Below are 19,275 nucleotides of genomic sequence, written 5' to 3'. Positions count from 1 at the left end.
TCACTTGACCTTGATGTCGGTGAAGACCGGGACGGAGAACGGGTTGAGTTTGACGTCGCTGACCCGGCTGGAATAGCCGGCGTTCCCGTTCTGGTACCACAGCGGGATCGCGGGGAGGGTGTCCAGGATGCGCTTCTCGGCCTGCTGGAACAGACCGATGGCGGCCTTCTCGTCGGTGGCGGAGTTCGCCTTGTCCATCAGCTTGTCGACCTGGGGGTCGGAGAAGCCCGAGTCGTTGGAGGAGGCGTCGGTGTAGAAGATGGGCTGGAGGAAGTTCTGGATGAGCGGGTAGTCCATCTGCCAGCCGGTCCGGAACATCCCCGTCATCTTCCGGTCGGTGATGTCGGAGCGGAACTCGCTGAAGGTGGGCACCGGGTTGACGGTGCAGGCGCTGTTCCGGCCCAGCGTGCGGTTGATGCTGTTGCAGACGGCTTCCATCCACTGCCGGTGCGAGCCGGTGTCGACGTTGGAGGTCAGGGTGATCTTCCCGCCGGGCAGCCCGCCGCCCTCCTCGATGAGCTTCTTGGCCTGCTTCGGGTCGTACTCGCACACGTTGCCGCAGAGGCCCGGCTTGTAGCCGCCGCCGGCCTTGAGCACGGGCGAGGTGAGGTCAGTCGCCGGCTCCCGGGTGCCGTGGTAGATCTTCTCGGTCACCTGCTTGCGGTTGATCGCCATGGAGAGTCCGCGGCGCACCTTGGCGGCCTTCGCACTCTGCCACGCCTTGTCGTACATGGGGAAGGAGATGGTCTGGATGATGCCCGCGGGCTGGTTGATGTAGCGCCCGTCCAGATCCCGCTTCGCGTTCTTGAGCTGCCCGGCCGGGAGTTCGTCGACGACGTCCAGGTTTCCCGCCTGGAGGTCGGTGTAGCCGGTGTTCTGGTCGGTGTAGACCTTCAGCTCGACGCCCTTGTTGCGGGGTTTGTCGTCCCCGGCATAGTGGGTGTTCCGGGACAGCTTCATCGACTGGCCCTTGGTGTAGGAGTCCACCTTGTACGGACCGTTTCCGACGGGCTTCTCCAGCCAGCCGCTGTGGTCGGTGAAGAAGGACTTCGGCAGCGGCGCGTAGGCGCTGTACCCGAGGGTCTGCGGCCAGAGGGAGAACTTCTGGTTGAGCTTCACGGTGAAGGTGCGGGCGTCCTTCACGTCGAGCCCGGAGAGGGTCTTCGCCGTCGGCTTGCCCTTTTCCGGGTGGACGTCCTGATAGCCCTCGATGTACTGGAAGAAGTACGAGTTGATCTGCTTGTTGGTGACGAGCGCGCCGTAGTTCCAGGCGTCCACGAAGGACTTGGCCGTCACGGCGGTGCCGTCGGAGAACTTCCAGCCCTTCTTCAGCTTGACGGTGAAGTTCTGCTGGTCGTCGCTCTCGATGGACTCGGCCACGGCGTTCTCGGCCGCGCCCGTGGTCGGGTTGTACTTCTTCAGACCCCGGGAAATCATGTCCAGGACCTTGCCGCCCTGCACCTCGTTGGTGTTGGCGGGCTCCACGGGGTGCTGCGGATCGGTCCAGAACGCGCGTACGACCCCGTCCGCAGAACCGCCTCCGCCGCCGTCCGAGCTGCTGGCACACGCTGTCGCCGTCAGAGCGACGGCCCCTGCGGCGGCGAGCGCCCGCCGGATCACGGTGGTGCGGGTGGCTGCACGCATGGTGCCTCCTGGTGCGCTGGGGTCCGAGTACGCCTCAGATCCACATAACACCTTTTGACACCATATGCCTGGCTGCCCTGCCCACGGCGGAACGGGCTGGAACCCGTTCGGAGGACACCGCCGGCCGGTGCCGGCGGTGTCCTCTCCCCTCCGAGCGTGGGGAGAGCGCGGTGTCAGGCGGCGACCACCGCGGCGTCCTCCTTCGCGAAGTGGCAGGCCGAAGGGTGCTCCGCACCGGACCCGGTCCCGTCGAACACCGAGGGCACCGCCAGCAGCGGCACCTCCTCCGCACACCTGTCCGTGGCCTTCCAGCAGCGGGTGCGGAACCGGCATCCGGAGGGCGGGTTGGCCGGTGAGGGCACGTCGCCCTCCAGCACGATCCGCTCGCGCTTCCCCTCCGCCTCCGGGTCGGGCACCGGCACGGCCGACAGCAGTGCCTGGGTGTAGGGGTGGGTGGGGTGCTCGTAGATCTGCTCGTCCGTCCCGATCTCGGCCATCCTGCCGAGGTACATCACGCCGACGCGGTCGGAGATGTGCCGGACGATGGACAGGTCGTGCGCGATGAACATGTAGGAGAGCCCGAACTCCTGCTGGAGCTGCTCCATCAGGTTGACCACCTGCGCCTGCACCGACACATCCAGCGCCGAGACCGGCTCGTCGGCAACGATGATCTCCGGACGCAGCGCCAGCCCCCGCGCGATCCCGATCCGCTGCCGCTGACCACCACTGAACTGATGCGGATACCGGTTGATGTACTCGGGATTCAACCCGACCACATCCAACAGCTCCTGCACCCGCCGCCGCCGGTCCCCCTTCGGGGCCACCTCGGGATGGATGTCGAACGGCTCCCCGACGATGTCCCCCACCGTCATCCGCGGATTCAACGACGTGTACGGATCCTGGAACACCATCTGAATGTTCCGCCGCACCGCCTTCAAAGCCCGCCCCGACAGCTTCGAGATGTCCTCGCCCTTGTACCGGATGCTCCCGGAGGTCGGCCGCTCCAGGTTCATCAGCAGCTTGGCCACTGTCGACTTGCCGCAGCCCGACTCCCCCACGATGCCCAGCGTCTCGCCCGGGTACAGGTCGAAGGAGATACCGTCGACGGCCTTGACCGCGCCGATCTGCCGCTTGAAGAGGATGCCCTGCGTCAGCGGGAAGTGCTTGGCCAGATCCCGCACCTCCAGGATCGGCTCGGAATGCTCGCGCCGCTCAGGCATCGATCGTCTCCTTCCAGAAGTGGCACGCGCTGCCGCGGGCGTCGTCGACCTCGGCGAGCGGGGGGAGCTCGGTGCGGCAGATGTCCCGCGCCGCCGGGCAGCGCGGATGGAAGGCGCAGCCCTCCGGCACCTTGGCCATGTTGGGCGGCAGCCCCTGGATGGCGTACAGCTCCTGGCCCTTGCGGTCGAGCCGCGGGATGGATTCGAGCAGGCCCTTGGTGTAGGGGTGCGCCGGGGCCCGGTAGAGCTCCTTGACCGGCGCCGTCTCCACGATCCGGCCGGCGTACATCACCGCGATCTTGTCGGCCACGTCCGCCACCACGCCCAAGTCGTGCGTGATCAGGATGAGCCCCATGTTGTACTCGCGCTGCAGGTCGGCGAGCAGGGCCATCACCTGGGCCTGCACCGTGACGTCCAGCGCCGTCGTCGGCTCGTCCGCGATGATCAGGTCCGGCTCCAGCGCCAGCGCCATCGCGATCATGATCCGCTGCCGCATACCCCCGGAGAACTGATGCGGATAGTCGTTCACCCGGGCCTTGGCCGCGGGGATCTTCACCCGCTCCATCAGCTCGATCGACCGGGCCTTGGCCTCCTTGCGGCCCAGGCCCTGGTGGACGCGGAACATCTCGGCCAACTGGTAGCCCACGGTCAGCACCGGGTTCAGCGACGAGAGCGCGTCCTGGAAGATCATCGCGATCCGGGCGCCGCGGATCTTGCGCCGCTCCTCCTTGGACATGGTGAGCATGTCCTCGCCGTGGAAGAGGATCTCGCCCTTGGGTATGCGCCCCGGCGGCATGTCGAGGATGCCCATGACCGCCTGCGCGGTCACCGACTTGCCCGAACCGGACTCGCCCAGCACCGCCAGCGTCTCACCGGCCTCGACGCTGTAGTCGACGCCGTTGACGGCCTTGACGACACCGTCCCGGGTCTGGAAATCGACGTGCAGGTCGCGCACTTCGAGGAGGGTCATGTCTTCTCCCGCCTCCCTCAACGGCTCTTCGGATCGAGGGCGTTGCGGACCGCATCGCCGAGCATGATGAACGCCAGCACGGTGAGGGACACCATGACGGCGGGGGAAATCAGAATGTGCGGCGCGGTACGCAGCGCGTCCTTGCCGTTGGAGACGTCCACACCCCAGGAGACCGCGGGTGCGGCCAAGCCGATGCCCAGGTAGGAGAGTGTCGCCTCGGCCGCGATGTAGCCGCCGAGCGCCGTCGTCGCGACGACCACCACAGGAGCGAGCGCGTTGGGAACGATGTGCCGGAACATGATCCGTACCGTGCTCGCGCCCAGTGACTTCGCCGCATGCACGTAGTCGCTCTGCTTGACCGTGATCACCGAACCCCGGGCCACCCTGGCGATCTGCGTCCAGCCCAGGAAGAGCAAGGCGGCGATGACGACCCACAGATTGCTCTTGGTGAAGGTGGTGAGCACGACCATGGCACCGAGCAGGAAGGGAATGCCCTGGAAGATGTCGGTGATCCGGGAGAGCACGCTGTCCAGCCAGCCGCCGAAGTAGCCGGCGACCAGGCCGACGATGCCACCGACCAGCGTCACCGACAGCGTCACCAGCACACCGACGAGCACGGAGGCCCGGGCGCCGTGGACCATGCGAGCCCACACGGAACGACCCTGGGTGTCGTACCCGAACCAGTCCTCGCCGAAGAAGTGGGTGTAGCGGGGCTCGCCCTGGTAGTGGTGCGTCAGGTCGCCCACCGTCGGAGAGGCGGAGGTGAACCAGCCGGGAAAGGCGACCATCGTGAGCAGCAGCACGATCAGCACGGCCGAGATGACGAACATCGGGCTGCGCCGCAGGTCCTGCCAGGCATCTGTCCACAGACTGCGGCCCTTGGCCGGCTTGGCGTCCGCGCCCGAGGGGTCGGGCTGCGGATCCGTGGACGCCGATGCGGGCACGTTCAGGGTCTCAGTCATAACGGATCCTCGGGTCCAGGACCGCGTAAAGCAGGTCGACGAGCAGGCTGGCGACGAGATAGACGATGACGATCAGCGTGGCGATGCCGACGACCGTGGAGCCCTCGCGCCGGTTGAGCGCTTCGAAGATGGTGTTGCCGACGCCGTGCACGTTGAAGATGCCCTCGGTGACGACCGCACCGGCCATCAGCGCGCCGATGTCGGTACCGAGGAAGGTGACCACCGGGATGAGCGAGTTGCGCAGCAGGTGGATTCCGACCACCCGGCGGCGCGGCAGCCCCTTGGCGATGGCGGTGCGTATGTAGTCGGCCCGCAGGTTCTCCGCCACCGAGGTGCGGGTGAGCCGGGTGACATACGCCAGCGAGAGCGCAGCCAGCACGATGGCCGGCAGCAGCAACTGCCCGATGTCCCGGGAGTCCTGCACGGTCGGTGTGAGCCAGTCGAGCTGGAAGGCGAAGAGGTACTGGAAGAGGTATCCGAGCACGAAGCTGGGGATCGAGATCAGCAGCAGCGTGAAGATCAGGACGATCCGGTCGAAGGCCTTGTCGGCGAACAGGCCGGAGACCATGCCGAGCAGCACACCCACCACGACGGTGAAGACGAACGCGAAGAGCGTGAGCCGGATCGTCACCGGGAACGCCTGCTCGATCACCTCGGCCACCGGCCGCTGGGTGGCTATCTGGGTACCGAAGTCCCCCTGGAACAGACCGGTGAGGTAGTTCCAGTACTGGTGCCACAGGGGCAGGTCCATCCCGAGCTGATGCTTGATGGCCGCGATCTGTGCGGGGTCCGGCCGCTTTTCACCGTAGAGCGCCGCCACGGGGTCGCCGGGCAGCGCGTACATCATGCTGAAGATCAGCAGAGTCGACCCGATGAAGACCGGGATCATCTGGAGCAGTCGCCGCGCGACATAGCGCCCCATAGTGCCTCCGTAACGGAAAGAGGATTCAGGCGACGGCCGGGACCGCCCGCGTCCGTGCGGGCAGCCCCGGCGTCAGCGACGTGCTGCTACTTGACGGTGATGTCGGTGATGAGGACGTTGCCGTCGAAGCCGACCTTGACGCCGTCGATGTCCTCGCCGTGCACGATGTTGGCCGCGTAGTCCCACAGCGGGATGGCCGGCATCTTCTTCAGCAGTTCCTTCTCCGCCGCCTGGTAGTCCTTGACGGAGGCGTCGAGGGAGTCGGCGTGGTCGCCCTTGGTGAAGAGCTCGTCGACCTTCTTGTCGGAGAACCGGCCGTAGTTGGTGGAGGCGCCGGTCTTGTACAGGTCCTGCATGAAGTTGATGTTCAGCGGGTAGTCCGCGAGCCAGCCGCCGCGGTAGGTGCCCTTGACCTTGTTGGCCTGGCGCGCCTCGAGGTCGGTCTGGAAGTCCGGCTTGGAGTCACCGACGCACTTGACCCCGGTGGCCTTGGTGATGCTGTTGCAGACCGCGGTCACCCATTCCTTGTGGCCGCCGTCGGCGTTGTACTGGATCCAGATCTTGTTGCCCGGGACGCCGCCGCCGTCCTCGACGTACTGCTTGGCCTTCTTCGGGTTGTAGGACAGCACATCGGTGTCGAGCTTCTGGTAGCCCTTGACCTGGGGCGGGGTGAAGCTCTTGGAGGGTATGCGGGTGCCCTGGAGCACCGTCTTGGTGATCGTCTTGCGGTCGATGGCCATCGACAGGCCCTGGATCACCTTGGGGTCGATGTCCTTGAACGGCTTGGAGTAGAGGGCCGGGACGATGCTCTGGGTGCCGGCGTAGGGCACGTCCAGGGCGCGGTCGCCGAAGTCGGCCTTGCGCTTGGGCAGGTCCTTGGGACCGACGCCGTCGACCAGGTCCAGGTTGCCGGAGAGGGCGTCCTGGTAGGCGGACTCCAGCTTGGAGTAGTTCTTGAACTGGATGCCCTTGTTCTTGGCCTTGTTGGACCCCTTGTAGCTGTCCACGGCCTTGACCTGGATCAGCTTGTTGTGGGTCCACTTCTGGAACTCGTAGGGGCCGTTGCCCACCGGCTTCTGGCCGAAGCCCTTGGGGTCCTTGTAGAACGACTCGGGCAGCGGGGTGAAGGTCTTGTAGCCCAGCTTGTACTCGAAGTACGGGACCGGCTCGGACAGCTCGATGGTGAAGGTCTGGTCGTCGACGACCTTCAGCCCCGACATCTCGTCCTTCTTCGGGTCGCCCTTCTCCGGGTGGACGTCCTCGTAGCCCTTGATGTCGCCGAACCAGTAGCTGTTGGCCTGCTTGTTCTTGACGTTGGCCATCCAGTTCCACGCCTTGACGTAGGACTCGGCGGTCACGTCCGTGCCGTCGTGGAACTTCCAGCCCTTCTTGAGCTTGACGGTCCAGGTCTTGTTGTCCTTGGTGTCGACCGACTCGGCGTTCATGTCGATCAGGCCGCCCTTGGCGTCGTACCCGACCAGCCCGGTGAACAGCGCGTCGATGACGTAGCCGCCGAACTTCTCGTTCGTGTTGGACGGCATCAGCGGGTGCTGGGGCTCGCCGTTGAACATAGAGACGTACCCGGCGGGCTTCCCGGCGGCCGAGCCGCCGCCGTCCGAACCGCCGCAGGCCGTGGCCGCCAGGGCCACCGCCGCCGCGAGAGCGGACCACTGCATCGTCTTCGCGCCGCGCATGGGGCGTCCTCCTCAGAGTTTTCACCAAGAAAAGAGGGGCGGTGCCCGGATCCGACAGTTCTGCCGGATCAACACAACACGCCCCCACGCTCGCGGAGTCGGCGCCCACATGACGGTGCGTGACTCTCTAACCCGAGCTCGATGACTTCACTATCCGCCTTCACCCCCCTGTTGAACCAGAGTCAACGAGTCTCATTTTGGTTACACATGCAACTTCTTATCCGTTATCCGGAGAGTGGTGGCGCATCAATGCGGATCAAACGGACAATCCCCTGTGAGGATTCTCTGCTCAACGGACACGAGTGAAGCGCGGCGCGAAGTCCAGGATGCACGAAGGGGCCCCACCAGAGAGGTGGGGCCCCTGTCCGTGCGATCGGACCGCTACGCAGCGCGACCGGACGCCGAAGCCGAGCGGCGCCGTCGCCGCACCGGAGACGCTCCCGCGGTCAGCGCTTGGCGCGGGCCGCAGCCCGCGCACGCTCCTTCATGTCGAGGTTCACCTTCCGGATCCGCACCGTCTCCGGCGTCACCTCGATGCACTCGTCCTCACGGCAGAACTCCAGCGCCTGCTCCAGCGAGAGCCGCCGCGGGGGCACCAGGTTCTCCGTCGTGTCCGCGGAGGCCGCCCGCATGTTGGTGAGCTTCTTCTCCTTGGTGATGTTGACGTCCATGTCGTCGGACCGGGAGTTCTCCCCGACGAGCATGCCCTCGTACACCTCGGTGCCGGGCTCGATGAAGATCGTGCCGCGCTCCTGCAGGTTCATCATGGCGAACGGCGTCGCCGTCCCGGAGCGGTCGGCGACCAGCGACCCGCTGCGCCGCGTGCGCAGCTCGCCGAACCACGGCTCGTGCCCCTCGAAGATCGAGTGCGCGATACCGGTGCCGCGGGTCTCGGTCAGGAACTCCGTACGGAAACCGATCAGCCCGCGCGAGGGGACCAGCCACTCCATGCGCACCCAGCCGGAGCCGTGGTTGGTCATGGTCTCCATCCGGCCCTTGCGGGTCGCCATGAGCTGGGTGATGGCGCCCAGGTGCTCCTCGGGGGCGTCGATGGTCATCCGCTCGACCGGCTCGTGCAGCTTGCCCTCGATCTCGCGGGTGACGACCTCCGGCTTGCCCACGGTCAGCTCGAAGCCCTCCCGCCGCATCGTCTCCACCAGGATGGCCAGCGCCAGCTCACCGCGGCCCTGCACCTCCCAGGTGTCGGGGCGCTCGGTGGGCAGCACCCGCAGCGAGACATTGCCGATCAGCTCGCGGTCCAGCCGGTCCTTGACCAGCCGCGCCGTGACCTTGTGGCCCTTGCCGCCCTTGCCGACCAGCGGGGAGTTGTTGGTGCCGATCGTCATCGAGATGGCGGGCTCGTCGACGGTGATCAGCGGCAGCGCCACCGGGTTCTCGGCGTCCGCCAGCGTCTCGCCGATCATGATGTCGGGGATGCCGGCGACGGCGCAGATGTCCCCCGGCCCCGCCTCGCTGGCGGGCTTGCGGGTCAGCGCCTCGGTCATCAGCAGCTCGGTGATCCGCACGTTGTGCACCGTGCCGTCCCGCTTCATCCAGGCCACCGTCTGGCCCTTCTTCAGCGACCCCTCCTTGACCCGCAGCAGCGCGATCCGGCCCAGGAAGTTGTCCGCGTCCAGGTTGGTGACGTGCGCCTGCAGCGGCGCGCCCGCCTCGTACACGGGCGCGGGCACCGTCTCCAGCAGGGTGGTGAAGAACGGCTCCAGGTTGCTGCTGTCCTCGGGCACCGCGCCGTCGGCCGGCTGGGTCAGCGAGGCGACACCGTCGCGGGCGCAGGCGTAGACGATGGGGAACTCGATCTGCTCCTCGTCCGCGTCCAGATCCAGGAAGAGGTCGTAGGTCTCGTCCACGATCTCGGAGATCCGGGCGTCGGGGCGGTCCGTCTTGTTCACGCAGAGGATCACGGGGAGCCGCGCCTGGAGCGCCTTGCGAAGCACGAAGCGGGTCTGCGGCAGCGGGCCCTCGGAGGCGTCGACCAGCAGGACGACCGCGTCCACCATCGACAGCCCGCGCTCGACCTCGCCACCGAAGTCGGCGTGACCGGGAGTGTCGATGATGTTGATGGTGACCGGGTCACCGCCGTCCTTGGGGTGGTAGCGGACCGCGGTGTTCTTGGCGAGAATGGTGATCCCCTTCTCGCGCTCCAGGTCGTTCGAGTCCATCACCCGGTCGTCGACGGATTCGAGCTGGTGGGCCGCGAAGGCTCCGGCCTGCTTGAGCATGGCGTCGACCAGGGTTGTCTTGCCGTGGTCGACGTGGGCGACGATAGCGACGTTGCGGATGTCGTGGCGCGTGGGCACTGGGGGGTGTCTCCCGGGTTGACGGATCGGGGCCGCGCTTCCCCGGCCTCCCGGCCGGTGGTGCCCGGCCCTGTGCGGCCGGCCGCGGTCCCTGACGCCGGGCACGGCTCGCCGCGGCCTCGTCAACCATGGTACGGCCCCGTCCGCGGAGTGCCGGACGGGGCCGTGGTAGCGGGCCTCCGGGCCCCTCGCTCAGCTCTTCCGACGACCCATGGCCTGGTACGCGGGAGAGGCGAAACCGGAGGCGCCGACGTTGGCCAGGTCCCGCTTGACCGCCACGAGCTGCGGGCGCTGGTAGAGCGGCAGCGAACCGGCCACCGCCCAGATCCGCCGGTCGGCCTTCTCCATCAGCTCCTTGCGGCGCCCGTCGTCGAGCTCACCCGCCGCCTGCTCGAAGAGCTGGTCGATCCGGTCGGTGCCGACGCGCGCGTAGTTCTGCTCCACCACCAGCGAGCCGTCGGACGCCGCGCGCGGCTTGGCGAAGATCGGCCGCGCCTCGGTGGCGGGGAAGGCCGTCGCGGGCCAGGAGAACAGCGCCAGGTCGTAGTCGCCCGCCGCGATGTGGTCCTTGAAATAGCTGTCGCCGGGCACTTCCTTGATCTGGGTGCGGATGCCGACCTCGTTCAGCATCCGGGCGATGCGCTTGCCGGTGGCCCGCAGCTGCGCCGAGCCCTTGCCGCTCGGCAGCACGAACCGCAGCGCGAGCGGCTTGCCGTCCTTGCTGCGCACCGCGCTGGCCGGGTCGCCCGCCAGCAGCCGCATCTCCCGGGCCGTGGCCTGCACCTTCTCGGCCGTGGCGAGCGCGGCCCTGGCCCGGCTGAGCTTGCGCTCCGAGCCGGCCCGCTCGGCGGAGGCCAGGCTGGAGTGCGCGGCCTGGGCCAGGACGGCGCCGCGCTGGGCGGTGGCCGAGGCCGTCAGACCCAGCGGCCGGTCCACGACCCGGGCGATCTGCGCGGCGGTCAGCCGCACGACGGAGGCCTCGGCCGCGGCGCGGTGCGGCGCGCGACCGCCCGCGTCGGGGGAGCCGGCCGCCGCGGGCGGCTCGGCGGGCCCGCCGTCGGTGCGGTCCTCCTTCTCTCCGCGCTTCTCGCCCTTCTCGCCCTTCTGCTGTTCGCCGTCCGCCTCACCGGCGCTCCCGTCGGCCTTCGGCCCGGCGAGGCCGCCGGTCTTCCAGCCCGCGTCGGCCAGCAGGGACTGCGCGGAGTCGAGATCCGCGCTGCCGAAGGCCCCGCTGTTGTCCCGGTAGCCGTCCTGGTCGGCCATCCGCAGATGGCTGCCGAGCGGATCGTCCGGCAGCCCGGTGCCCGCGAGCGCCTTCTCCGCCAGCTCGTCCCGGTCGATGGCCTGCGCCACCGCGCGGCGCACCCGCTCGTCGGCGAGCGGGCCGCCGGAGGCGTTCAGGGTGAGCTGGGTGTACGCCGGGTCGAGGGCCCGGCGCACCTCGTAGTCGCCCAGGGCCCGCGCGGTGGCGGCGCCCAGCCGCTCTCGGGCCTTGCGCTTGCGTGCCTCGCGCCGCTTCGCCTCCTGCTTGCGGGCCTCCGCCGCGTTCTTGGCCCCCTCGGCCGCGTCGGGGCGCTGCGGGCCGCCCAGCCCGTTCGAGGCGCCGATCCGCTCGGCCGTCGAGGCGCCGATGTCGGCGACGTCCACCTTGCCCTTGGCCAGGGCCGCGGTCCGCTCGTCGCGGGGTACGGCGGTCAGCACGATGCGGTCCAGCTTCGCGCGGTCGCCCCACCAGCGGGGGTTGCGCTTGAGCAGGGTGCGGGAGCGGTCCTTGCCCGCCTTCGCCACCCGGAACGGGCCCGCGGCGGCGGGCAGCGAGGTGCGGAGGCCGTCGTTGAAGACCTTCGGGCTGCGCATGGCCTGCTTCGGGTACAGCGGCGTGAACAGCGACCGCCAGTCCGCGTAGGGCTTGCCGAAGACGACCTTCACCTCGTCGTCCCCGGCACCCTTGGTGATCTTCCGGATCCGGTCGTATCCGGCGTTCCGCGCGGTCCAGTAGGCGTTGTTCTTGCCGCGCAGCGCCTTCCACTGGGCGCGGAAGTCCGCCGCGCCCAGCCGCCGCCCGTCGCTCCAGCGGGCCTTGGGGTTGAGCTTGTAGACGACGGTCTGCCGCGGGTCGGTGTCGGTGACCTCGGCGCTGCGCAGGAAGTCCGGGTCGGCCTGCGGGCGGCCGCGCTTGTCCAGGTCGAACAGCGAGGGCAGGGTGGCCCCGGCCACCCGCTGGGTCGCCTCGGTCGAGTCGGGCTGGAAGACGTTGAACGTGCTGGGCGGCGCGTCCACCGCCCAGCGCAGGGTGCCGCCGGAGGCGATCTGCTGCCGCGCGGCGGCCCGTACATCGCCGCCGGCCCGGGCCGAGCCGACGTTCCCGGCCTCGGCGTCCTGCGAGTCCGACCCCCCGCACGCGGCGAGTGGCAGCGGCAGCAGCACCCCGGCGGCCAGTGCGGCGATCCAGCGCCGGGTGCGGCGCCGGTTCCTGCTCGGCGGAACGGTGGCGTACCGGCCGGGGTTCCTCTCCGACCGGGGCGGCCTCGAGGGCCTTGGTGATTCGGCTGGGACGGCTCGCATGCTGAAACCTCCGGGGCTGACCGCGCCCGCGTACGTCCACTTTCGGCGGCTTTGGCGGTTCATCACATCTTTTCGCCCCGCCGAGGGCGCCCGCACACCCGGGAGGCGGGCAACACGACGTACGGAGTACACACGCCACCCGTGCGGAGCACTCCGGCGCGGCAGGCGGGGAGCGCGCAGCCCGGCCCCCGCGCCCCCACCGGCCACCCGAACGGACTGACCCGCGCGCTGATCCCGTGCGGACATTCGAGCGAGCCCGGGCCGGCGCGCCCCTCGGACACCGTCCCGGAACCAGCGGCCCGGCCGGAGCCACTGGACCGGCGGCCCGACCGGCGCCCGTCGGACACCGCCCCGCAACAGGCGGCCACCGGCCCCGGGAGCCGCCCGGGTGGCCCGTACGGCGGAAAGGCGTACCGCACCCTTCACAAGCGGGAGTGTGACGCGCAACACTCGCCACGCGCATGGACCGCGCCAGCCGCCACCACCGCGGAGGTGGGCAAGTCATGTCTCTGCACGACGAACTGACAGCCGCTCAGCGCTGCCTGGACGATCTCGCGCGCTGCGTGGGCCGACTGGAGAAACACGTCGGCACCGGCCTGGAGATCAGGCGGGTACGCAGCGACGCCGAACACCTCAAGGAGTCGCTCTCCCTGCTGAGAGCCACCGCTCCGCCACCGAGGGCCGAGCCGCCCGCCGAGATGGTGACCATCCCCGACCAGCCCTACGACCCGGGCCTGTGGACGGATGTCGACGACGAGGGGCTCGGAGCGCGCGACCGGCACGCACCGTGACTCGTTGGACAGCGAGTCGTTGAAGGCACGCCCAGCTGCCCGGGCCTGCCCTGACCCCAGCCGTCTCATCCGGAGAAACCGTTGGCCACTGGCACCGAACCCCGACCGAACACCGGGTCCCGCCCTCCCGCGGACCCGGGATCCACCGGCGTGCGCGCCGGCTCCCGCGCCGCCATCGCCGCGCCGCATCTGCGCACGGACCGGTGGTGGCTCGCCCCCGCCGCGACCGCGCTCGGACTGTTCGCGTTCGTCGTCTACTCGACGTGGCGCGCGTTCGCGAACGCCGACTACTACCACGCGCCGTATGTCTCGCCGTTCTACTCACCCTGTCTGGCGGACAACTGCTCGACGATGAAGGGCGGGCCCAACTGGGGCCTGTTCGGCGAGTGGTGGGGGCTCTCCCCCGCACTGCTCATCCTGATCTTCCCGCTGGGCTTCCGGCTGACCTGCTACTACTACCGCAAGGCGTACTACCGCGGCTTCTGGGCCTCTCCTCCGGCCTGCGCCGTCGCCGAACCGCACAAGAAGTACACCGGCGAGACCCGCTTCCCGCTGATCCTGCAGAACGTCCACCGCTACTTCTTCTACGCGGCGCTGCTGGTCGCGGGGATCCTCACCTGGGACACCGTGCTCGGCTTCCGCAACGAGCAGTACGAGTGGGGCCACATGGGCCTGGGCACACTGGTCTTCCTCGTCAACATCCTGCTGATCTGGGCGTACACCCTCTCCTGCCACTCCTGCCGGCACATCATCGGCGGCAGGCTGCGGCACTTCTCCAAGCATCCGGTGCGCTACCGGATGTGGGGCTGGGTCGGAAAGCTCAACGAGCGGCACATGCTGCTCGCCTGGGCCTCGTTGCTCAGCGTGGCGCTGGCGGACTTCTACGTCTACCTGCTCGCCACCGGCACCATCACCGACCCGCGGCTCTTCTGAGGGGGACACCAGCGACATGGCACACGTCGAACGTCAGCAATGGGACGTCGTCATCGTCGGCGCGGGAGGCGCCGGACTGCGGGCCGCGATCGAGGCCCGGGAGCAGGGGCTGCGCACCGCGGTGATCTGCAAATCGCTCTTCGGCAAGGCCCACACCGTGATGGCCGAGGGCGGCATCGCCGCCAGCATGGGCAACGTCAACGAGGGCGACAACTGGCAGGTGCACTTCCGCGACACCATGCGCGGCGGCAAGTTCCTCAACCAGTGGCGGATGGCCGAACTGCACGCCCGCGAGGCACCCGAGAGGGTGTGGGAGCTGGAGACGTGGGGCGCGCTGTTCGACCGCACGCCGGACGGCCGGATCTCGCAGCGCAACTTCGGCGGGCACGAGTACCCGCGGCTGGCCCACGTCGGCGACCGCACGGGCCTGGAGCTGATCCGCACGCTCCAGCAGAAGGTCGTCTCGCTCCAGCAGGAGGACTTCAAGGAGAGCGGCGACTACGAGGCCCGGATCAAGGTCTTCCAGGAGTGCACCGTCACCCAGGTGCTCAAAGAGGACGACCGGGTCTCCGGGGTCTTCTGCTACGAGCGGGAGAGCGGCCGGTTCTTCGTGCTCGAGGCGCCCGCCGTGGTGCTGGCGACCGGGGGAATCGGCAAGTCGTTCAAGGTGACCTCCAACTCCTGGGAGTACACCGGGGACGGGCACGCGCTGGCGCTGCTGGCCGGCGCCTCGCTGATCAACATGGAGTTCGTGCAGTTCCACCCCACGGGGATGGTCTGGCCGCCGTCGGTGAAGGGCATCCTGGTCACCGAGTCGGTGCGCGGCGACGGCGGAGTGCTGCGCAATTCCGAGGGCAAGCGGTTCATGTTCGACTACGTCCCGGACGTCTTCAAGGAGAAGTACGCCGAGTCCGAACAGGAGGCCGACGGCTGGTACGAGGACCCGGACAGCAACCGCCGCCCGCCCGAGCTGCTGCCCCGCGACGAGGTGGCACGGGCCATCAACGCAGAGGTGAAGGCGGGACGCGGTTCGCCGCACGGCGGGGTCTTCCTGGACGTCTCCACCCGGATGCCCGCCGAGACGATCAAGCGACGGCTGCCCTCCATGCACCACCAGTTCCGCGAGCTGGCCGACGTCGACATCACGGCCGAGCCGATGGAGGTCGGCCCGACCTGCCACTACGTGATGGGCGGCGTGGACGTCGACTCGGACACCGCGGCGGCCCGGGGCGTGCCGGGGCTGTTCGCGGCCGGTGAGGTGGCCGGCGGGATGCACGGCTCCAACCGGCTGGGCGGCAACTCCCTCTCCGACCTGCTGGTCTTCGGCCGCCGGGCCGGGCTGCACGCCGCGGAGTACGCGCGCGGCCGCGCCGATGAGCGCCCGCGGGTCGGCGACGCGCAGATCGACGCGGCCGCGGCCGAGGCGCTGCGGCCCTTCGGCGTCGGCTCGGCGTCGGAGGAGGAGCACGCGCAGGAGCCGGCGGCGGCCGAGAACCCGTACACGGTCCACCAGGACCTGCAGCGGTCCATGAACGAGCTGGTCGGCATCATCCGCCGCGAGGAGGAGATGTCCGAGGCGCTGGAGCGGCTGGCCGAACTGCGCGAGCGGGCCCGCCGCGCGAAGGTGGAGGGGCACCGGCAGTTCAACCCGGGCTGGCACCTCGCGCTCGACCTGCGCAACATGCTGCTGGTGAGCGAGTGCGTGGCCCGCGCCGCGCTGAACCGCACCGAGTCGCGCGGCGGGCACACCCGCGACGACCATCCCGAGATGGACCGCGAGTGGCGCCGCGCCAACCTGGTCTGCACCCTCGCCGCCACCGCCCCGGAACCGGCCGGTGCCGAAGCGGGTGCCGAGCCCACCGCCGAGGCGGGGGCGGGCCGCGCGGGCCGGATCGCGCTGCGGCGCCGCGAGATGCCGCCGATCCGCAAGGACCTCCTTGAGCTGTTCGAGAAGGAGGAGTTGATCAAGTACCTGACCGACGAGGAGCTGACGAGCGAGTGACTACCGCACCGGACACGACGAGTTACGACGCGCACTTCAAGGTCTGGCGCGGCGATGTGGACGGCGGCGGCCTGGAGGACTTCACCGTCGAGGTGAACGAGGGCGAGGTCGTCCTCGACATCATCCACCGCCTCCAGGCGACCCAGGCCCCGGATCTCGCGGTCCGCTGGAACTGCAAGGCGGGCAAGTGCGGTTCGTGCAGCGCGGAGATCAACGGGCGGCCCCGGCTGCTGTGCATGACCCGCATGTCGGTCTTCGACCGCGCCGAGACCATCACGGTGACCCCGCTGCGGGCCTTCCCGGTGGTGCGGGACCTGGTGACGGACGTCGGCTTCAACTACGAGAAGGCGCGGCAGGTGCCTTCCTTCGTGCCGCCGCAGGACCTGGGTCCGGGCGAGTACCGGATGCAGCAGGAGGACGTCGGGCGCTCGCAGGAGTTCCGCAAGTGCATCGAGTGCTTCCTGTGCCAGGACACCTGCCATGTGGTGCGCGACCATGAGGAGAACAAGCCGGCCTTCGCCGGGCCGCGGTTCCTGATGCGGGTCGCCGAGCTGGACATGCACCCGCTGGACGCCGCCGAGGAGACCGGCCTGGACCGCAAGTCCACCGCGCAGGAGGACCACGGGCTCGGCTACTGCAACATCACCAAGTGCTGCACCGAGGTCTGCCCCGAGCACATCAAGATCACGGACAATGCGCTGATCCCGCTCAAGGAGCGCGCCGCCGACCGCAAGTACGACCCGCTGGTCTGGCTGGGCAACAAGATCCGCCGCCGGACGAACTGACGGGCCGGGCGCTTCGAGACGTCCGGTGCGCGGCGGGATCCCGCCGCGCACCGGACGTCTCGCGCGTTCGGGCTCCAGCCGTCCGCAGACGGTTCGGGCCCCGCCGTCCGAAGGCGGACGCCGCCCCGCTCGCGGGTGGCGGGCGGGGGTCGGAGGGGCTCAGAACAGGTTCAGCAGCGCCTCGGTCGGGTCCGGTACCGCCGCCCCTTCCTCCGGGCGGGGCAACTGGAACCAGACGGCCTTGCCCGAGGGCACCCGGCGGCTTCCCCAGCCGGTGGAGAGCAGGTCGACCAGTTGCAGTCCCCTGCCGCCCTCGTCGGTGTCCCGGGCCCGGCGCCTGCGCGGCTGGACCTGTCCCGCGTCCCACACCTCGCACACCAGTGTCCGCTCCAGCAGCAGCCGGAGCCGGATATTCCCCTCGCCGTACCGCAGCGCGTTGGTGACCAGTTCGCTGACCAGCAGCTCGGCGGTGTCGCTCAGCGCCTCCAGGTCCCAGGCGGCGAGCTGCTCGCACATCAGCTCGCGGGCCCGCGCGACCGACCGCGGCTCGGGCGGCAGCGTCCAGTCGCCGACGTGGCCGGGATCCAGCCCCTGCACCCGGGCGACGAGGAGCGCGATGTCGTCCTCGCCGTGGTGCACGTTGAGGGTGCGCAGCACCCGGTCCGCGGTGTCCTCCAGCGGCTCGGCGGCGTCGGTGAGCGCCGAGCGGAACCGGTCCAGCCCCTCGTCCAGCGGGTGGTCCCGGGACTCGACCAGGCCGTCGGTGTAGAGGGAGAGCATCGCCCCCTCCGGCAGTTCGATCTCGATCTCCTCGAAGGGCTCGCCGCCCACCCCGAGCGGCACGCCCTTGGGCACCTCCAGCAGCAGCGCGGGCTCGCCGGGCTCGACCATGATGGGAGGCAGATGCCCCGCGTTGGCGAAGGTGCAGCGCCGGGAGACCGGGTCGTAGACGGCGTAGATGCAGGTGGCCAGGTAGACCTCGGACAGGTCGGTGTCGCTGCCCCGCTGGCCGCGCTGGGACTGCTGCTTGCGCGGATCGCCCAGACCGCGCGCGATCTCGTCCAGCGCGCCGAGCACCTCGGCGGGTTCCATGTCGGTGAGGGCGAGGGTGCGTACGGCGGTGCGGAGTTCGCCCATGGCCACCGCGGCCCGCAGCCCGCGCCCCATCACGTCGCCGACGACGATGGCGGTGCGGTGGCCGGGCAGTTCGATGACGTCGAACCAGTCGCCGCCGACCTCGGTGGCCGGATTGCCCGGCAGATAGCGGCAGGCGATCTCCAGTCCGGCGGCCTCCGGGTCGCCCGGCGGCAGCAGGCTGCGCTGCAGGATGAGGGCGCGCTCGTGCTCCCGGCGGTAGAGGCGGGCGTTGTCGATGCAGACGGCGGCGCGGGCCGCCAACTCGGCCGCGAGGGCGCCGTCGCGCTCGCCGAACGGCTCGCTGCCCTTGGCCCGGGAGAACTGCGCGAGGCCGAGCACCCGGTCCCGGGCGACCATGGGCACGGCGAGCGTCGACTGCACGACGGCGCCGAACTGCGCCGGTACGGTGCCGTCCTGGCCGGGGATGTTCTGCACCCGGCCGGTGCGCAGCGCGGTGGCGAACGGGGAGTGCTCGGCGTAGCAGTGCGTGGAGCCCACCTCCGCGGGCTGCCCCGGCTGCGCGGCTGCCTGTGCCGTGCCGTTGGCCCGGACGCGGGCCGCATCCTCCGCCGGCTCCGCGCCGTCCGGTGCGGTGCCGCGCTGGCGGACCACGGCTTCGCCGGACCGCGCCTCCTCGTCGGGAAGCACGTATCCGTAGGGGGTGTGGGCGACGGCGCTGGCGAAGGCGACCCGGCGCAGCTCTGCGCGCGGTGAGCCGACCGGCCCCCGGCGGCGCCGGGGCAGCCCTCCTGCGAAGGGGCCCTGGGCCGCCTCGCACCGGCCGGACTCCGGTCCGCCGAAGCCTTCGGCACCGTCGGCGACCTCGGGAGGCGTCGGTCCGACGGGGCGGGGTTCGTCCCCGGCCAGCACGCTCTCGTAGAGGTCGACGGAGGCCAGATCGCAGAACTGGGGCACCGCCACGTCCAGCAGTTCGCGGGCGGTGGTCTCCAGGTCCAGCGAGTTGCCGATCCGCGCGCCCGCGGCGTTCAGCAGGGCCAGGGCACGACGTACGTCGTCCTGCTTACCGGCCGCCTCCACCGGGATATCGCTCAATGCCGCCCCTTCCACTGCCGGTGCTCGCCTCCGGTCCGAGAAGTGTGGCAGGCCGGAGAGCCATCCGGAGCCCGCTCTTCCCGATCGCCACAAGTCTTCCTTGTCACGACGAGGCAATACGCGCACACCCCCGCTGTTCACGGGAGTCACCCCTGACTCCTAACCAGGGAATGCCGGGTCGAACCCCAGGAGTGCGCACCGGCCACGGACCAAGCCGGGCCGGGGTTTCGCGCCACCCCGCGCCACCCGAGCCGCATCCGGTGCTGCTGTTGCGGACGG

Annotated in this window: 13 protein-coding genes; 4 read left to right on the top strand and 9 right to left on the bottom strand. The window is 69.7% G+C overall.

What is annotated here, in order from left to right:
- The 8 genes from ACFYMO_RS15925 to ACFYMO_RS15890 all read right to left on the bottom strand — a co-directional run bounded on the left by ACFYMO_RS15925 (position 1) and on the right by ACFYMO_RS15890 (position 12,295).
- The gene (locus ACFYMO_RS15925) at positions 1-1,644 is read right to left on the bottom strand and encodes an ABC transporter substrate-binding protein (RefSeq protein WP_366774965.1); all 1,644 of its coding nucleotides are present in this window, start codon (positions 1,642-1,644) and stop codon (positions 1-3) included.
- A gap of 173 nt (positions 1,645-1,817) precedes the next feature.
- Positions 1,818-2,864: an ABC transporter ATP-binding protein gene (locus ACFYMO_RS15920; protein WP_388546838.1), complete on the bottom strand. Its 1,047-nt coding sequence runs from the start codon at positions 2,862-2,864 to the stop codon at positions 1,818-1,820.
- Complete coding sequence (locus ACFYMO_RS15915) at positions 2,857-3,834, bottom strand: ABC transporter ATP-binding protein (protein WP_388546835.1); 978 nt, start codon at positions 3,832-3,834, stop codon at positions 2,857-2,859. The genes ACFYMO_RS15920 and ACFYMO_RS15915 overlap by 8 nt, the downstream gene beginning before the upstream one ends.
- 17 nt (positions 3,835-3,851) lie before the next feature.
- Positions 3,852-4,796, bottom strand: a complete 945-nt coding sequence (locus ACFYMO_RS15910) for an ABC transporter permease (RefSeq protein ID WP_175488541.1) — start codon at positions 4,794-4,796, stop codon at positions 3,852-3,854.
- Positions 4,789-5,718, bottom strand: a complete 930-nt coding sequence (locus ACFYMO_RS15905; protein WP_388546832.1) for an ABC transporter permease — start codon at positions 5,716-5,718, stop codon at positions 4,789-4,791. The genes ACFYMO_RS15910 and ACFYMO_RS15905 overlap by 8 nt, the downstream gene beginning before the upstream one ends.
- Positions 5,719-5,804: 86 nt before the next feature.
- Positions 5,805-7,412, bottom strand: coding sequence for an ABC transporter substrate-binding protein (locus ACFYMO_RS15900; protein WP_366774876.1), 1,608 nt, complete (start codon positions 7,410-7,412; stop codon positions 5,805-5,807).
- Positions 7,413-7,858: 446 nt separating this feature from the next.
- The gene (gene typA / locus ACFYMO_RS15895) at positions 7,859-9,730 is read right to left on the bottom strand and encodes a translational GTPase TypA (RefSeq protein ID WP_366774875.1); all 1,872 of its coding nucleotides are present in this window, start codon (positions 9,728-9,730) and stop codon (positions 7,859-7,861) included.
- 192 nt (positions 9,731-9,922) lie between these two features.
- A complete protein-coding gene (locus ACFYMO_RS15890) occupies positions 9,923-12,295 on the bottom strand; it encodes an ABC transporter family substrate-binding protein (protein WP_388546829.1) in 2,373 nt (790 codons plus the stop codon).
- A 503-nt stretch (positions 12,296-12,798) separates the two neighbouring features.
- Here ACFYMO_RS15890 and ACFYMO_RS15885 point away from each other — a divergent pair.
- From ACFYMO_RS15885 to ACFYMO_RS15870, 4 genes are all read left to right on the top strand, one after another.
- Complete coding sequence (locus ACFYMO_RS15885) at positions 12,799-13,086, top strand: hypothetical protein (RefSeq protein ID WP_027759094.1); 288 nt, start codon at positions 12,799-12,801, stop codon at positions 13,084-13,086.
- Positions 13,087-13,167: 81 nt separating this feature from the next.
- Positions 13,168-14,019 carry a hypothetical protein gene (locus ACFYMO_RS15880; RefSeq protein ID WP_366774873.1) on the top strand — a complete coding sequence of 284 codons (852 nt, stop codon included), beginning with the start codon at positions 13,168-13,170 and terminating at the stop codon, positions 14,017-14,019.
- Positions 14,020-14,035: 16 nt separating this feature from the next.
- Positions 14,036-16,021, top strand: a complete 1,986-nt coding sequence (locus ACFYMO_RS15875) for a fumarate reductase/succinate dehydrogenase flavoprotein subunit (RefSeq protein WP_366774872.1) — start codon at positions 14,036-14,038, stop codon at positions 16,019-16,021.
- Complete coding sequence (locus ACFYMO_RS15870) at positions 16,018-16,806, top strand: succinate dehydrogenase/fumarate reductase iron-sulfur subunit (RefSeq protein WP_366774871.1); 789 nt, start codon at positions 16,018-16,020, stop codon at positions 16,804-16,806. The genes ACFYMO_RS15875 and ACFYMO_RS15870 overlap by 4 nt, the downstream gene beginning before the upstream one ends.
- A gap of 159 nt (positions 16,807-16,965) precedes the next feature.
- Here ACFYMO_RS15870 and ACFYMO_RS15865 read toward each other — a convergent pair whose 3' ends face one another.
- Positions 16,966-18,996: a SpoIIE family protein phosphatase gene (locus tag ACFYMO_RS15865; protein WP_366773058.1), complete on the bottom strand. Its 2,031-nt coding sequence runs from the start codon at positions 18,994-18,996 to the stop codon at positions 16,966-16,968.
- Positions 18,997-19,275 lie beyond the last annotated feature (279 nt).

The organism is Streptomyces sp. NPDC007025, assembly GCF_042869455.1.
Lineage (GTDB): Bacteria > Actinomycetota > Actinomycetes > Streptomycetales > Streptomycetaceae > Streptomyces.
The sequence above is the reverse complement of the archived record's forward strand: the minus strand, read 5'-3'. Positions and strand labels throughout refer to the sequence as shown.

Excerpts from the sequence above, each read along its gene's own strand:
- ACFYMO_RS15925 (WP_366774965.1), bottom strand. The coding sequence starts at position 1,644 with ATGCGTGCAGCCACCCGCACCACCGTGATCCGGCGGGCGCTCGCCGCC.
- ACFYMO_RS15920 (WP_388546838.1), bottom strand. The coding sequence starts at position 2,864 with ATGCCTGAGCGGCGCGAGCATTCCGAGCCGATCCTGGAGGTGCGGGAT.
- ACFYMO_RS15915 (WP_388546835.1), bottom strand. The coding sequence starts at position 3,834 with ATGACCCTCCTCGAAGTGCGCGACCTGCACGTCGATTTCCAGACCCGG.
- ACFYMO_RS15910 (WP_175488541.1), bottom strand. The coding sequence starts at position 4,796 with ATGACTGAGACCCTGAACGTGCCCGCATCGGCGTCCACGGATCCGCAG.
- ACFYMO_RS15905 (WP_388546832.1), bottom strand. The coding sequence starts at position 5,718 with ATGGGGCGCTATGTCGCGCGGCGACTGCTCCAGATGATCCCGGTCTTC.
- ACFYMO_RS15900 (WP_366774876.1), bottom strand. The coding sequence starts at position 7,412 with ATGCGCGGCGCGAAGACGATGCAGTGGTCCGCTCTCGCGGCGGCGGTG.
- ACFYMO_RS15890 (WP_388546829.1), bottom strand. The coding sequence starts at position 12,295 with ATGCGAGCCGTCCCAGCCGAATCACCAAGGCCCTCGAGGCCGCCCCGG.
- ACFYMO_RS15885 (WP_027759094.1), top strand. The coding sequence starts at position 12,799 with ATGTCTCTGCACGACGAACTGACAGCCGCTCAGCGCTGCCTGGACGAT.
- ACFYMO_RS15875 (WP_366774872.1), top strand. The coding sequence starts at position 14,036 with ATGGCACACGTCGAACGTCAGCAATGGGACGTCGTCATCGTCGGCGCG.